15 protein-coding genes are annotated in these 13,740 nt (G+C 70.3%); 6 read left to right on the plus strand and 9 right to left on the minus strand.

All coding sequences use genetic code 11. The features are described from left to right. Window positions 1–193: 193 nt before the first annotated feature. The 6 genes from ACIBF7_RS24425 to ACIBF7_RS24450 all read right to left on the minus strand — a co-directional run bounded on the left by ACIBF7_RS24425 (window position 194) and on the right by ACIBF7_RS24450 (window position 6,833). Window positions 194–1,792 (minus strand): AAA family ATPase, encoded by a 1,599-nt coding sequence (locus ACIBF7_RS24425; RefSeq protein ID WP_397198221.1) that lies wholly within the window; start codon window positions 1,790–1,792, stop codon window positions 194–196. Window positions 1,793–2,160: 368 nt separating this feature from the next. Further along, complete coding sequence (locus ACIBF7_RS24430) at window positions 2,161–2,637, minus strand: hypothetical protein (protein ID WP_148033661.1); 477 nt, start codon at window positions 2,635–2,637, stop codon at window positions 2,161–2,163. A gap of 225 nt (window positions 2,638–2,862) precedes the next feature. Next, complete coding sequence (locus ACIBF7_RS24435) at window positions 2,863–3,924, minus strand: hypothetical protein (RefSeq protein ID WP_271276010.1); 1,062 nt, start codon at window positions 3,922–3,924, stop codon at window positions 2,863–2,865. 90 nt (window positions 3,925–4,014) lie between these two features. After that, a complete protein-coding gene (locus ACIBF7_RS24440) occupies window positions 4,015–4,914 on the minus strand; it encodes a hypothetical protein (protein WP_271276011.1) in 900 nt (299 codons plus the stop codon). After that, window positions 4,911–5,444, minus strand: a complete 534-nt coding sequence (locus tag ACIBF7_RS24445) for an RNA polymerase sigma factor (protein ID WP_148033664.1) — start codon at window positions 5,442–5,444, stop codon at window positions 4,911–4,913. Before ACIBF7_RS24445 ends, ACIBF7_RS24440 begins: the two co-directional genes overlap by 4 nt. Window positions 5,445–5,648: 204 nt before the next feature. After that, window positions 5,649–6,833, minus strand: a complete 1,185-nt coding sequence (locus tag ACIBF7_RS24450) for an RNA-guided endonuclease InsQ/TnpB family protein (RefSeq protein WP_397198222.1) — start codon at window positions 6,831–6,833, stop codon at window positions 5,649–5,651. 181 nt (window positions 6,834–7,014) lie between these two features. Here ACIBF7_RS24450 and ACIBF7_RS24455 point away from each other — a divergent pair, with 181 nt between their 5' ends. Beyond that, window positions 7,015–7,863, plus strand: coding sequence for a LysR family transcriptional regulator (locus ACIBF7_RS24455; RefSeq protein WP_397198223.1), 849 nt, complete (start codon window positions 7,015–7,017; stop codon window positions 7,861–7,863). A gap of 16 nt (window positions 7,864–7,879) precedes the next feature. Beyond that, window positions 7,880–8,521 carry a MerR family transcriptional regulator gene (locus ACIBF7_RS24460; RefSeq protein ID WP_397198224.1) on the plus strand — a complete coding sequence of 214 codons (642 nt, stop codon included), beginning with the start codon at window positions 7,880–7,882 and terminating at the stop codon, window positions 8,519–8,521. Here ACIBF7_RS24460 and ACIBF7_RS24465 read toward each other — a convergent pair. Then, window positions 8,509–9,291, minus strand: a complete 783-nt coding sequence (locus tag ACIBF7_RS24465) for an SDR family NAD(P)-dependent oxidoreductase (protein WP_148033667.1) — start codon at window positions 9,289–9,291, stop codon at window positions 8,509–8,511. The genes ACIBF7_RS24460 and ACIBF7_RS24465 overlap by 13 nt on opposite strands. Window positions 9,292–9,391: 100 nt before the next feature. Here ACIBF7_RS24465 and ACIBF7_RS24470 point away from each other — a divergent pair, with 100 nt between their 5' ends. Then, window positions 9,392–9,871 carry a MarR family winged helix-turn-helix transcriptional regulator gene (locus ACIBF7_RS24470; RefSeq protein WP_397198225.1) on the plus strand — a complete coding sequence of 160 codons (480 nt, stop codon included), beginning with the start codon at window positions 9,392–9,394 and terminating at the stop codon, window positions 9,869–9,871. A 36-nt stretch (window positions 9,872–9,907) separates the two neighbouring features. Then, window positions 9,908–10,780, plus strand: coding sequence for an alpha/beta hydrolase (locus ACIBF7_RS24475; RefSeq protein WP_397198226.1), 873 nt, complete (start codon window positions 9,908–9,910; stop codon window positions 10,778–10,780). On the opposite strand, the gene ACIBF7_RS24480 is transcribed toward ACIBF7_RS24475, so the two are convergent. After that, entirely contained in the window at window positions 10,766–11,260 is a 495-nt protein-coding gene (locus ACIBF7_RS24480) for an NUDIX hydrolase (protein WP_148033670.1), read from the minus strand. The genes ACIBF7_RS24475 and ACIBF7_RS24480 overlap by 15 nt on opposite strands. A 31-nt stretch (window positions 11,261–11,291) precedes the next feature. Further along, window positions 11,292–11,966 carry a ThuA domain-containing protein gene (locus tag ACIBF7_RS24485; RefSeq protein ID WP_271276017.1) on the minus strand — a complete coding sequence of 225 codons (675 nt, stop codon included), beginning with the start codon at window positions 11,964–11,966 and terminating at the stop codon, window positions 11,292–11,294. Between the two features lie 105 nt (window positions 11,967–12,071). Between ACIBF7_RS24485 and ACIBF7_RS24490 the strand changes: the two genes are divergently transcribed. Together ACIBF7_RS24490 and ACIBF7_RS24495 are read left to right on the plus strand one after the other, a co-directional pair. Further along, window positions 12,072–12,950 (plus strand): RNA polymerase sigma-70 factor, encoded by an 879-nt coding sequence (locus ACIBF7_RS24490; protein WP_261808772.1) that lies wholly within the window; start codon window positions 12,072–12,074, stop codon window positions 12,948–12,950. 27 nt (window positions 12,951–12,977) lie between these two features. Then, the gene (locus ACIBF7_RS24495; RefSeq protein WP_148033673.1) at window positions 12,978–13,739 is read left to right on the plus strand and encodes an SDR family NAD(P)-dependent oxidoreductase; all 762 of its coding nucleotides are present in this window, start codon (window positions 12,978–12,980) and stop codon (window positions 13,737–13,739) included. Window position 13,740: the final 1 nt, after the last annotated feature.

The raw sequence follows: 13,740 nt of genomic DNA on the forward strand, positions 1-13,740 counted from the left end.
CTGTAACCCTCTTGGGGTCTCGAACGAAACCCCAACGGGCAAGATTTTCTGAGTAATCGGTAATTCGGATTTCCTTATCCAGATTGCCCTCAGCGTGTAGTCATACAGCCGCGATCAGTGGTGAATAAATCCACCCAGACACCGCATCGGTTGTCTGTGGAGAGAGCCGGGCCCGCCTGAGCCACGTACTTCGCTATGCGCGGAGAACCGTGACCTGGCGGCCGGATGGCGTGGTCGCGAGGTCGAACGCGCCTCGTTGGTTCCACGGCGGGGCCTCGGGCCGCCGGTCGAAGATCACCAGTACGCCGGTGGTGAGGCTGAGGCGGTCCAGGTAGCCGTCGAGCTGGGCGAGCCCCTCGGCCAGCGGGTCTTCCTTGCCGGCCCTCCAGACCTTCAGCTCCAGGGCCTCCCGCTGAACCAGCCGCTCCCCATCCGGCCCGGCGTAAGGCCAGCGGACCAGCACGTCCAGACGTTTGGTGCCTGCGGCGTACTCCCGGTCGAGCTGGCCGCCGCCGTTGACCAGCCGGTGCAGATACGCCATGAGGATGATCTGACAGGCGGCTTCGTGGTAGTTCTCCTGCTGGATGAGCACCTCGCCGTGCTCGCGCCAGAACACGACGAACTCTCGCAGGAGGCGCTCCAGGTCGAAACGGCCGTCTCGCATGACGAAACTGCGCGGATCGGCCATCACGTACTGTTCCGCCGGGTCGCCCAGCACCCGCAGGACGACCTCCCGGTAGATCGGGTTCGCCACCTCCAGCGGGGGCTTCTGCTTGACCAGGCCCAGGTCGCGGACGTACGACAGCGCGTCGGAGAAGGTGGGGTCGACCTCGGGGAACGATCCGGCCACCACGGGCTCCATCACCCGCTTGACCCGGGGCTCGTGCAGCCGGGCCACTAGCGCGTCGAGATGGGTGGCGCGCGCCCTTATCAACCGCTCCTTGGCCTCGTCCACCTGCCCGGCGGTGACGGCGCCGGTCACCCCCATCTCGATGATGATCTCGTGGGCGAGGGCGTTGACCAGCCATGGCTGTCCTTGCGTCAGCTCGAAGACCCTGCCCACGGCGTCCTCGGTGAACTCCTGCCCGGTCGCCTCCGTGTGCTGACCGTACAGCTCGCCGATCTGGCCGGCGGTGAAGTCGCCCAGGCGCAGGGACTTGGTGACGATGTTGAACGGGCTGATCGGGTTCGACCGGTCGGCGTCGCCGCCGCAGGCGACCTTGTAGTCACGCACGTCGCGCAGCCCGCACAGCACCACGGACGCGGGGAACGGACGCCCTTTCGGCCGCGAGTTGTGGCCGTCACGGAGCTGACTGAGAATGCTGACCATGCTGTTGCCCTGCAGGCCGTCGATCTCGTCCATGAGCAGCACCACCCGGCGCGGGCTGCGGCGGCACCACTCGGTCAGCGCCGAATCGAACCTGGTGCCCGCCGGAGCCTGCGGGCAAGAATCCGGCGGCAGCAGCTCCTCCGGCCATCCCGACCACTCGGCGGCCTGGCGAAGGGACTTCAGCAGGATCTCCTCCGCAGCCGCGTAGTCGTCACCGGCCGACTTGGCACGCTCGCAGGAGAACATCAGGGCGGCGATGTCGCCCTCGGCGGTCAGTTCGGACGCCAGGGCTTCCAGCGCGGTCGTCTTACCGGTCTGCCGGGGCGCGTGGACCACGAAGTACCGGTCCATCTCGATCAGCGCTCGCGCCTCGGGAAGCCGCGGAGTGGGCGGCAGCATGTAGTGGAGCTGGGGGTCGCATGGGCCCGCGGTGTTGAAGGATCTCGCTCGGGATGGGCGCATAGTCACATAGTGTCATCTCTCCTTGCTCTGAGTGGGGAGATCATGGCTCGTTCCGGAACGGCACCCACCAGGACCGCCGGAGGGACGAACTGCCCGATACAGGAGCCATAGCAGCACTGCCAAAGGCATGACCACGAACACGATCGCCAGAAGAATCAGCGAAATTCCAATCTCCACGTCAATCCCTGTCAGCCGTACGACTTGTAGCTGGTCCTTGCCATAAGCTCCGACCTCCGGACCAAAAGTGGTTTCCGGATCAGGCCGTTCATGAATAGACCCTGGAAAAGGCGTCCGTCAAGATCAAGGGCGTCCCGGCGATGAGCAGGGACGCCCTTGTCGGCGTCATAGCGCGCCTGGGGACGCGGTGGTCAGTTGAAGGGGTTGTCGTACGTGATGCTGCTCCTGGTGCGCATCATGTATCCGCTGCTGCTGAACCAGCCTCCGGTCACGTCGAAGCGGACGTTGCTCACGGTGCCGCCGAACTGCACCTCGGCGTTGTACAGGAAGACCCGCTGGCACCCGGGAGCGGTCGTGGTGCCGGACTCCACGGGCCATGTCGAGTTCGCGCCGTTGACGATGATCTGGAAGTAGGGCGCGGGGTAGGCGCTCTGCCAGCACAGGCGCAGCGCGTAGCGGTACTTCGTGTTCCCGTCGTCGAACGCCACCGTGCCGTCCAGCAGGGCCAGCGCCCCGTAGCCGCCGGTCGCGTTGAGCTGCACGTAGACTGGCTGGTCCGGGCCGTATGCCGCGTGTGCGGGGCTGATCGGCAGGAGTGCGACGGCCAGGGCCGCGAGGGCGGCGGCGATCGACGCCGCCAGACGACGTCCTTTCGAGCGTACGGTCAATTCACACCTCTCCGTTTCGGAAGTGCCAGGTGCCCGGAGATTAGGAGGGCGTCGCAGGCCGGTCCAGCACGGCGCGTCGATGCGGCCGATCCGGTCAGCCGCTAAATGCCACTTCAAGGGCGTCCTTGGGAACGCTGTTCATGGTCACCTGGGAAGAGAGGCAGGGCTTCCGGTCGAAATTTGCGACATTACGGTGAAAGTTTCACAGGCCACCCGAGTCCTTCTTCAGCCGTAAAGCTGGTCGTCGTCCTTGGGCCAGGCGGCGGGAACGCATTCGCCGTGTTCATCGTCTTCGCAGTGATCCCGGGTCCGCACGATGTACATGGTCTTGACATGGTTCAGCTTCAGCAGCTTACGCAGAAGAACCGGGTTCGCGTCCTGCTCGATGTAGCCGTACGACTTTCCACTGGCCGCCTTTCTGAGCCGGTCGAGGCTCAAGCCGAAGTGACGCAGCGCCGGCTCGTCAGATGGCTCCAGGCGGTTCACCCAGGCCTCGAAGCTCTGCGTCATCCTGTCGGAGCTACCCTGACAGCTCTGGCAGTACGGCCTCGGGCTGTAGTCCCAGTAGACGATCGGGTCGCGCCGAGTGGGAGGCGCGAGAATCGCGTTGTCGAAATGCAGATGTTTCCTGCTCCGGACGTCCTCAGCGGTCATAGGTTTCTTCCATTCGACGACCGCGGTCACATCCTTTGTCCGGCCGATCTCTTTCAGCACCTCGTCGACTTCCTTCTTCGCCGGTACGGTCTCGGCTCCGGACCTTCCGAGGCGGCGAAGCGTCATGGTCAACGCGGTGGTGTCAGGCAGCGTGTCGAGTTCATGAAGAACGTTCTCGACCTGCAGATGCGCGCGGCCATAGGGTTCCGTGTAGTAGAGGCGTCCTGAGTCGCTGTCCTGGCGGATGAGGAAATTCGCGGAGGCGCCGGTTTCGGGGCCGAGGAGCGGCTCGATGCCCAGTTCGACGGCCATCTCGCCCTCCTCGCGTTCCCATGCCCAGTCGGCGCGCGTCAGCGAATATTCGGGGTGGGTGATCCGGAAGGCGTTGGCGACGACGTGGCCGAACTCCGTGATGTCGGAGTAGCGGTGCCGAGGTTCACCTCGGTCCTGGTCGAGGAAGCCGCACGACATCAGGGTCGCGCAGCATAATCCGGCCAGTACCGGCCGGCTCCATCTTGTGAACATCACGCTCCTGAACGGCCGTTCCTGGATTTCCGGCACCTTCCAAGAAAGGTAGGCGGTGCGGATGACGGGGATTTCCATCAGGCCGAGCAGTTCGTCCCGTCCGGCCACCGTCCTGAGCCGGGACAATAGATGCTTACGGCCGCAGCGGAAAGCCCCCGACTCCGAGTGCCTTGAGAGCCAGGGGCATAGCTGTGCGCGTTACCGGCCGCTCGTCAGTTCGCGGGGCTTGGGGCCGCCGTAGAGGGGGTTGAGGGGCACGCGTTCCTCCGACACGATGAGCCGGACCACGCCGTCGGCGTGCGGTTCGGCGTCCCAGACGATCCAGTCGTCGCCGACGGGAAGCGACTGGTCGTCAGGATCGAGGCCGAATCCCTGGCCGCCCCGGTTCGGCTCGATGATCTGGTAGACCACCTGGAGACCGCGCCGCTCCGCTTCCTTCCGCACCACGCTCACGGGCCGCTCGTCCACCCGGAAGCCGCTCAGCATCCCGCCCGCCTTGGTGGCGGTGCCGTGCGACTTGTACACCTCACCGGGCTTGGCCGCCCGGCCGAGCCTGATGTAGGCGCGGCCGCTCAGGTTCTCGTCCACCTTGATGACCAGATGGCAGCCTTCCTCCCCGATCAGGCAGCCGTCCGGCTCGATGCCGGTGACCAGGGTGTTGGGACCTCCCGACGTCATTACGGACCTTCCCCCACCGAGGTGATGGCCCACGTGGTCGGGTGCGGCCGGCACGATCTCCAGCGTCACGTCGACCCCCACCGCGCGGAACGCCTCCTCGTACAGAGCCCAGTCGGCGTGCGGGTCCTTCACCCTGGCGACCCAGAGGCCGTCCCGCAGTTCGATGTGCATCGCCGCGTTGGCGTACGAGGTCGCGCCGTGCTGGCCGGCCACCAGGGTGGGGCCGACGACGAGGGCCGACGTGAACGCGGCGGCGACCGCGAGCCCGAGGAGCAGGCGGCGCCTCGGCCGGCGCGTCCTCGCCGGGGACGGAGGCTCGGCGGTGAGGATCGCGTCGAAGAGGGCTCGGGCCGCCGGCCCGGTGGATCGGCCCGCCAGGTCCTCGTCACGGACGCGGGCGAGCCCTTGCAGTTCGTTCATGTCGGCTCCACGGCGAATCGGTTGGCGGTGATTCCGTCGTCTTCCAGCGCTTGGGAAAGGCGCTTGCGTGCCCGGTGCAGGCGGATCCGGACGGCGTTGCGGGAGATGTCCAGGACGGTGGCGATCTGGCCGTGGTCCAGCCCTTCCCAGGCGACCAGCGCCAGCAGTTCACGGTCGGCGTCGGGCAGGCCGGCGAACGCCCGCGCGATCACGTCCCGTTCGGCGGCGCCCTCCGGTGAGCGGGTGTAGACGTCGGCGATGTCGGCGGTCAGCGTCGCCAGTCTCGACTGCCGGTGCGCCTGGCCCCGGCGGTGGTTGGCGAGCACGTTCCTGGCGACCCCGTACAGCCACAACCTGGCCTCGTCGCCGCGCGGCAGGGAGTCGACGCGCCGCCAGGCGGTGGCGAACGTCTCGGCCACCACGTCGGCGGCGTCCTCGGGAGTGGCGCAGCGCCGTACGGCGTAGCCGAGTATCTGCTCGTAGGTCTGCTGGTACACGGCCTCGAACCGGCGCCTCCGGTCGTCATCCACGGGCGGTCCCCATGGTCGGCCCCCTCATCTCCAGGAATTGTCAGGACATCCCCTACATGTCGGCGAGCGAGGCACCATTTCACCCTTCCGCAATCGACTCCGGGTCTTCACACCCGCTGCCGGGTTCTGTAAGACAGAGGTGCGATCATCTGACTGGCGAGGTGTCCGGTGACTCCTCCGTTCCCTGAAGGGAGCGGCTTCTCGCTAAGCCGCTTCCGCAGCCTGGCGAAGGGCAAGCCCTGCCCTCACGATGTTGACCGCCGCGTTCACGTCGGCGTGCGCGGCATGCCCGCACGCCGTACAAGCGAACGCGGCCTGGGTGACGCGGTTCTCCTTCGCCACGTGCCCGCAACGCGAGCACGTGCGGGAGGTGCCGGCGGGGTTCACCGCGATCAGCTCTCGACCGGCGCTTTCAGCCTTGTGCGACAGGATCGTCAGGAACACCCCCCAACCCGCATCCAGAATCGAACGGTTGAGACCGGCCTTCTGAGCGACGTTCCGGCCGGGAGCCTCGATCGTGCCGGACGCCGACCGGGTCATGTTCGCGATCCGCAGGTCCTCGTGCACGATCACGTCGTAGGCGCGGACCAGGACGAGCGCGGCCTTGTGCGCGTGATCGAGGCGCTGACGGCGGACCTTGCCGTGCAGCGCCGCGACGCGGGCCACGGCCTTATGCCGCCGCCGGGAGCCCCGCTTCTTGCGGGCGAGGTCCCGCTGCGCCGTCGCGAGGCGTCCGGCGGTGACGGCCAGGTGACGCGGGTTGGCGACGTGCTCCCCGTCGGATGTGGTCACGAGCGAGGTCACGCCCATGTCGATCCCGGCCGCCGCGCCCGTGGCGGGCAGCGGTCCGGCGGGCACGTCGTCACACGACAGCACCACGTACCAGCGGTTGCCTTCCCGCTTCACCGCGATCGTCTTCACCCGGCCCTTGACCGGGCGGTGCTGATGCACCCGGACGTGTCCGATGCCCTGCAGCCGGACGTAGGTCGCGGTGGGGTGCCCGGGCTGGGAGTCCCAGCGGCAGCCGTCGCCGTCCTTCGGCCACTGCGCCGTGTCGAACCGTCCGCGCCCCTTGAACCGGGGGAAGCCCGGCGTCCGTCCCGTCTTGACGCGGTCGAAGAACGCGCGGAACGCCTTGTCGAGGCGTCGCAGCGTGGCCTGCTGGGAGGAGAACGACCAGCGGCCCTGCCCGCCGATGTCGTCACCCCGGATGTGCTTCAGCTCGGCGGACTGGTCGCCGTAGCGGACGCTCACTCCTGCTTTGGCGTAGGCGGTGCGGCGGTGCTCCAGCGCGGCGTTGTAGAGCTGCCGGTGGTCTTCCAGGCACGCCGCCAGCGCTGCCGTCTGCTTGGTGGTGGGGCGGAGCAGGAATTCGAACGACCTGCGCACACCCCACCCCTCGTCACGTTCGGTAACGACAGCACCACGATAGCGGCTGGCGCCGACAAAGCCCGGGAAGGAGAACGGTGATGCACGGGCCTGGCAGGTCAGGGCACGCTCGGGCCCTGGCGGCCCTCCCGCTCCCGATTCCCCCGTCGCCTGAAGGCGCCGGTCCCCTCGGGAAGATCTGATGGATCTGCGGCACATCAGGTACGCGATCACGATCGCCCGCGCCGGGAGCCTGCGCCGGGCCGCGGCCGTCCTGCACATCGCCCAGCCCACGCTGTCGGAGCAGCTCAGGACGCTGGAGAAGGAGATCGGGGTGGAGCTGTTCACCCGGTCCTCCAGCGGGGTCCGGCTCACCGTGGCCGGGGAGGCGTTCCTGGCGCAGGCGACGGTGGCGGTGGCGGCGTTCGAGCGGGCGGTGGCGGCCGCGCGGCGCACGGATCAGTGCACCCGGCTGGGGGTGGCGGACGGGCTGGGCGACGTGGTGGCGCGGCTGCTGTCGCCGCTGCCGGACGCGCCGCTGCGGGTCGCGCCGATGGGCACGGCGGAGCAGCTCGTCTCGCTGATGGATGGAACGCTTCAGGCGGGGCTCGGGTACGCGCCGGGCTCGCTGCCGCGTGGGGTGGCGCGCATGCTCGTGCATCGCTCCCCCGTGCGCGCCCTGCTTCCCCGCGACCATCGGCTCGCGTCGCGTGGGCGGCTGCCGCTGGCCGCGCTGGCGGCGGAGCCGCTGGTGATGCCGGAGTCGGAGGCGGTGGCGGGGGCGCGGCGGTTCCTGGAGGCGTTCGTGCGGCACCGGCTGCATCCCCGGCTGGGAGCTTCGGGTTCGACGCACGAGCTGGTGATCGCCATGGTGGCCGACGGCGCCGGATACACGTTGTGTGTGCGGGAAGGGACGCCGGTGCCGGAGTCGCTGGCGTTCGTGCCGATCGCGGAGGATGTGCCGCCGATCGAGATCGTGCTGTTGTGGAACCGGCAGGCGGAGGTGCACGATCTACTGGGAGCGGCCCGGCATCTAGCACGGCATGGATAGTGCTACTATCCAACAGATGCGGATGTCCGAGCTGAGCGCCAGGTCCGGCGTCGCCATACCCACGATCAAGTACTACCTGCGCGAGGGGCTGCTCCACCAGGGCGAGCAGGTGGCCGCCACCCGCGCCGAATACGACGAGTCCCACCTGCGCAGGCTCCGCCTGATCAGGGCCATGGTGGAGGTCGGCAGGCTGCCGATCGCGGCCGTCAAGAAGGTGGTGGCCGCGATCGAGGACGAGTCGCTGCCCTTCCACCACATGCTGGGCACCGCCCACTACGCGCTGAGCCCTCAGGTCGAGCCGGAGCCGACGCCCGAGTGGGAGGCCGCGAAGGCCGAGGTGGACGCGCTCATCACCGACCTCGGCTGGCAGGTGAACGCCGAGGCGCCGGGCAGGAACGAACTGACCCAGACCATGGCCAGGATGCGCCGGCTCGGCATGGGCGACGACATCCGCAGGTACGCCGAGATGGCGGAGCGGCTGGTGCGGGAGGTGGAGCTCGACGCCATCCCGGCGAGCGACGACCGTGACACCGCCGTCGAGGCGCTGGTGCTCGGCACGGTCCTGTACGGGCGGGCACTGGAGGCGCTGCGCCGCCTCGCACAGGAGTCGGAGTCGGCCCGCCGCTTCACGCCCGAGGGGCCCGATCAGCCCACGTGAGGCGCGCGGGCGGCCGACGACCCCTCGCGGACCAGCTCGCCCGTCAGGTTGCCGTTGGCCGCCGAGCCGAGGAAGACCACGAGCCTGGCCACGTCCTCCGGATCCGACAGCCGCCGCGTCGGCACGCCGGCCGCCAGCTCGTCGATGATCTTCCGGGGGAATCCGGAAGCCTTCTCGGTCAGCGTGAAGCCGGGCGCGACCACGTTGACCAGGATGCCGTCGCGCCCGCCCTCCCACGCCAGCGCGCGGGCCATCCCGTGCAGCCCCGCCTTGGCGGTCCCGTACGGACCGGGACCGGGCAGGCCCTCCTCCGCGACACCCGAGGAGATCAGCACAATCCGCCCCCAGCCGCGGGCGCGCATGCCGGGCAGCACGCCCCGCACGGCGGCCGCGGCGCCCACCAGGTTGGCGCCGACCATGGCCAGCCACTCCTCGACCGGCACGTCCTCGAACCGGACCGTCGGGTCGGGCGCGTCGCCGCCCCAGCGGACGGCGTTGGCCACGAGCACGTCCACCCGCCCCCAGCGCGCCAGCACGGCGTCCACGGCGCGCCGCGCCGACGGCAGGTCCTCCAGGTCCATCGGGGTGACGAACGGCTCGCCGCCCGCCTCCGTGATCGCCGCCGCGACCGCGCGGGCCGCCTCTTCCCCCTTCCGGTACGTGATCGCGACCTTCGCGCCTTCACGGGCGAAGGCCACGGCGGTGGCGGCGCCGATGCCGGACGACCCTCCGGTCACCAGGACGACGCGCTCTCGCAGGCCGGTGTCCATGCCTGCTCCTCTCGTTCGGACCGATTCGTTGGCGTACGAGATAGATGCAATCATAAATCGTCTCAAAGGCAAATTATTTGCCGCTGATACGCTTTGCGGTATGTGTGGTCAGATGGGCAGCCCGCTCCGGCGAGACCTGCACTGGCTGGCCGCCCGGCTCAAGATCGGCCTGCACGGCATCGAGGAGCGGATCGCCGCCCGCCACGGCATGAGCCTGTGGGGCTACACGGTCCTGGTCGAGGTCGTGAGCGGCCCGGCCCGCACCCAGCTCGCGCTGGCCGCCGCCGTGCCGGTGGACAAGACGAAGCTGGTGGCCATCCTGGACGAGCTGGAGTCGTCGGGCCTGGTGCGCCGCCGCCCCGACCCGCGCGACCGGCGGGCTCGGCTGGTCGACCCGACCGACGCCGGCCGCGAGGCCTGCGAGGCCGCCTCCGCCGAGATCAGGGCGGTCGAGGACGACCTGCTCTCCGACCTCGAACCCGGCGAGCGTGAGCGGTTCGTCGACGCGCTCCAGCGCATCGTGCTGACCCGGTTGGAGGACCTGTCCGGCCACGTGCCGGGTGGGCAGGGCTGTCCCTGACGCATCCCGGGCCCGCCGCCGGGTAGAGCGGGCCGGATGTTCGACGGATTCGCGGAGAGCCGCGTGGACACCGGCGAGGCGGAGCTGTACGTCAGGCACGGCGGCGACGGGCCGCCGCTGCTGCTCCTGCACGGCCACCCCAGGACGCACGCCACCTGGCACCGGACGGCTCCCCTGCTCGCCGCCCGCCACACGGTGGTCTGTCCTGATCTGCGGGGGTACGGGCGCTCGTCCAAGCCGCAGACCACTCCGGGCCACGAGCCCTACTCCAAGCGCGCCATGGCACGGGACCTGGTCGCCCTCATGCGCGCGCTGGGCCACGACCGGTTCGCCGTGGCCGGCCACGACCGGGGCGCCTACGTGGCGCACCGGCTGGCCGCCGACCACCCGGACGCGGTGACGCACCTGGTGATCATGGACGCAGTCCCCATCGGCGAGGCGCTGGCCCGCTGCGACGCGGAGTTCGCGGCGCGCTGGTGGCACTGGTTCTTCCTCGGTCAGACGGCCAAGCCCGCCGAGCGGGTGATCAACGCCGACCCGGACGCGTGGTACGGCTCCGGTCCCGAGCAGATGGGCGCGGAGGCGTACGAGGACTATCGCCGCGCCATCCACGACCCCGCGACCGTGCACGCGATGTGTGAGGACTACCGGGCCGGGCTCGGCCCGGACCGCGCCGCCGACGACGCCGACCGGGCGGCGGGCCGCAGGATCGGCTGCCCGGTGCTGGTGCTCTGGGCGACCCGCGACGACATGGAGGAGTTGTACGGCGACCCGGTCGGGGTGTGGCGCTCGTGGGCGGACGACGTGCGGGGCCACGCCGTGGAGGGCGGGCACCACCTGGCCGAGGACGCGCCCGCCGAGCTGGCGGCGGCCCTCGCGGGCTTCCTGAAGGAGTCAGCGGCGGGCTAGGGCGAGATAGCGGGTGAAGGCGTCCTGGCCGTCGGGGGTGAACGGCCAGCGCCAGACGGCCAGCCGCAGCTCGCCCTCGCTCATCCACCCGTGCCACGGCACCCGCTCGGGGTCGGGCCGCGGCTCCCCCGCCAGGACGGCCTCGTGCACCCCCAGCCAGTAGGAGCCGGACACGCCCCGGCACAGGAACCTGACCACGGGCCGCACCGGCACCCGCGCGCCCAGCTGCTCGGCCAGCCCGCGCGCCGCCGCCTGCTCGTAGGACTCCCCTGGGGTGACGGCCCCGCCCACCGTCACGTCGTAGTAGCCGGGGAAGCGGTCGGCGCGGTCGGAGCGGCGGAAGACGAGGATCCGGCCCTCCTCGTCACGGCAGATCGAGGTGGCGACGCGGTGCAGCCAGCCCCGCCTGGCGGCCTCCGCGCGGTCGGCCACGCCGAGCACATCGTCCTGTTCGTCGACGCGTTCCACGAGTTGGTTCACCCGCCCACGATCGCAGGCGGGTGTGACGTTTTTAGTCTCGGACCGTGACCGGCCGTTTCAGCAGCCAGAGCGCGGCACGTTGCAGCAGTGTCCGGTGGACCTCGTTGTCGTAGGCGCGGGTGTCGTGGCCGAGCGCGTCGTAGAAGACCCGGCCGCGCCGGACCGGGCGGGCCCACATGAGCGGCTGGCCGTTGGACGAGGCCAGCGGCCGCACGTCGGGCAGCAGGTCGAGGTCGCTGTAGACCTCGTCCACGACGTCGAAGTCGCGCAGGCCCTCCACGACCGGGTGGCCGCCGTGGACGCGCACGCCGGTCCAGCCGAGCGGCGGGTGGTGGGACTTGGGCCAGGCCCAGCAGCCTCCCAGGACGCGCGGCCAGCCCTGCCAGTCGTCGAAGCAGATGGCCGCGGCGTGCATGCACAGCAGGCCGCCGCCCTGCTCCAGGTGGTCGAGCAGGGTGGTGCGGGCCTGGGCGGGGAGCGTGAAGCGCCACCGGTCGCGCAGATCGGCGAACCGGTCGAGGTCCATCTGCCAGCGCAGCGCGTTGACGGTGATGAGCTGGACCTCCGGCGGCTCGCTCAGCGCGCCGGCGATGTCTTCGGTGACCTCCGACTCGACCCCCACCTCCGCGAGCACCTCGGCGAGCGCCGCCGAGGTCGCGTCGAAGTCGTGGAACGGGCCTCCTGACAGGATCAGATTGCGTGCCACCCGCCAAGCTCATCACGCCCGCCCCGGGTTTTCCACCCGGTGCCCCGCCACATCCGGCTCCGCTCGCCGGCGAAGCGGATGCGCCCGGCGGAGGAGCGGCGGTCCATGACGGGTACGCTGCGCGGCATGACGGTGGACGACTTCGAGGCCTACCGTCCCATGCTGATCGGGCTGGCCTACCGCCTGCTGGGCAGCATGTGGGACGCCGAGGACGTGGTCCAGGACGCGTGGTTGCGCTGGTCGGCGACGGACCGGGAGGACGTGCGTGAGCCGCGGGCGTTCCTGATCACCGTGGTGTCACGGCTGGCGCTCGACCAGTTGCGCTCGGCCCGGGTGAAGCGGGAGGCCTACACCGGCCCGTGGCTCCCCGAGCCGGTCGCGGACGGCGACGCCGGGCCGATGGACACGGCCGAGCTACGCGACACGGTGTCATTCGCGACCCTGCACATGATGGAGCGCCTGTCGCCGCCCGAGCGCGCGGTGTTCGTGCTGCGGGAGGCGTTCGAGCTGCCGTACGACCAGATCCGCGAGATCATCGGCGTGTCCGTCGCGAACGCGCGCCAGCTGCACCACCGCGCCACCCGCCGGCTGGCCGAGGGGCGCGACCGGTTCCGGCCGTCGCCGGAGGAGCACGCCGAGCTGTTCAACCGGTTCATCGCGGCGGCCGCGGAAGGCGAGCTGGAAGCGCTCGCGGAGCTGCTCCACGACGACGTGGTGTTCTACGGCGACGGCGGCGGCAAGGTCCGCTCCGCGCTGCGCCCGGTGGTCGGCCGCGACAAGGTGGTGCGCTTCCTGGCCGGGCTGTGGACGCGCTACCCGTACGGCAGGGCCGCGATCGGCTCGGCCAACGGCCAGCCCGTGCTCTGGAGCCTGCTGGGCGACCACATGCAGCTGCTCGCGGTGGACGTGCGCGACGGCCGGGTCCGCACGATGTACGGAGTGCTCAATCCGGACAAACTCACCCGCGTGCGCCCGCCGATGTGAGAGTCCGTCCGGCTCTATAGTCCAGTCATGGATCTCGGTATCTCAGGCAAGGTCGCACTCGTCACGGGCGGCAGCGCGGGCATCGGGCTCGCCGCCGCCAAGAGCCTCGCGCGGGAGGGCTGTGACGTGTGCGTCGCCGCGCGCAACCCGGAACGCCTCGCCGACGCGGTGGTGGAGCTGCAGGAGTACGGCAAGGTGGTGCACGCCGTGCTCGCCGACGTGGAGGACCCGCAGTCGGCCGAGCGGCTGGTACGCGAGACGCGCGACGTCCTCGGGCCGATCGACATCCTGGTCGCCAACGCGGGCGGGCCGCCCCCGGGCCGGTTCGTGGACGTGACCGCGGCCGAATGGGACGTGGCGGTGCAGCGCAACCTGCTCGGCACCGTACGGCTGATGCGGGCCGCGCTGCCGGAGATGCGCGCCCGCGGCTGGGGCCGGATCGTCACCGTGACCAGCAGGTCGGCCAGGGAGGCCATCGACGGGCTGGCCCTGTCGAACGCCACCCGCTCGGCCGTGGCCGGCATGGTGCGCACCCTCGCCCGCGAGGTGGGCGGCGACGGCGTGCTGGTCAACAACGTGATGCCGGGGCCCATCGACACCGACCGGCTGCGTGACCTGTCCGGCGGCGTGGAAGGGCTGGCGGAGCGGGGGGCGAACGTGCCGCTGGGGCGCGTCGGCCGGGCCGAGGAGGTCGGCGACGTGGTGGCGTTCCTCGCCAGCGAGCGCGCCTCGTTCGTCAACGGGATCTCGCTGCTGGTGGACGGCGGCGAAAGCCGCGTCATCGCTTGAC

Origin of the sequence: Nonomuraea sp. NPDC050478 (assembly GCF_044458265.1) — a bacterium.
Lineage (GTDB): Bacteria > Actinomycetota > Actinomycetes > Streptosporangiales > Streptosporangiaceae > Nonomuraea > Nonomuraea ferruginea.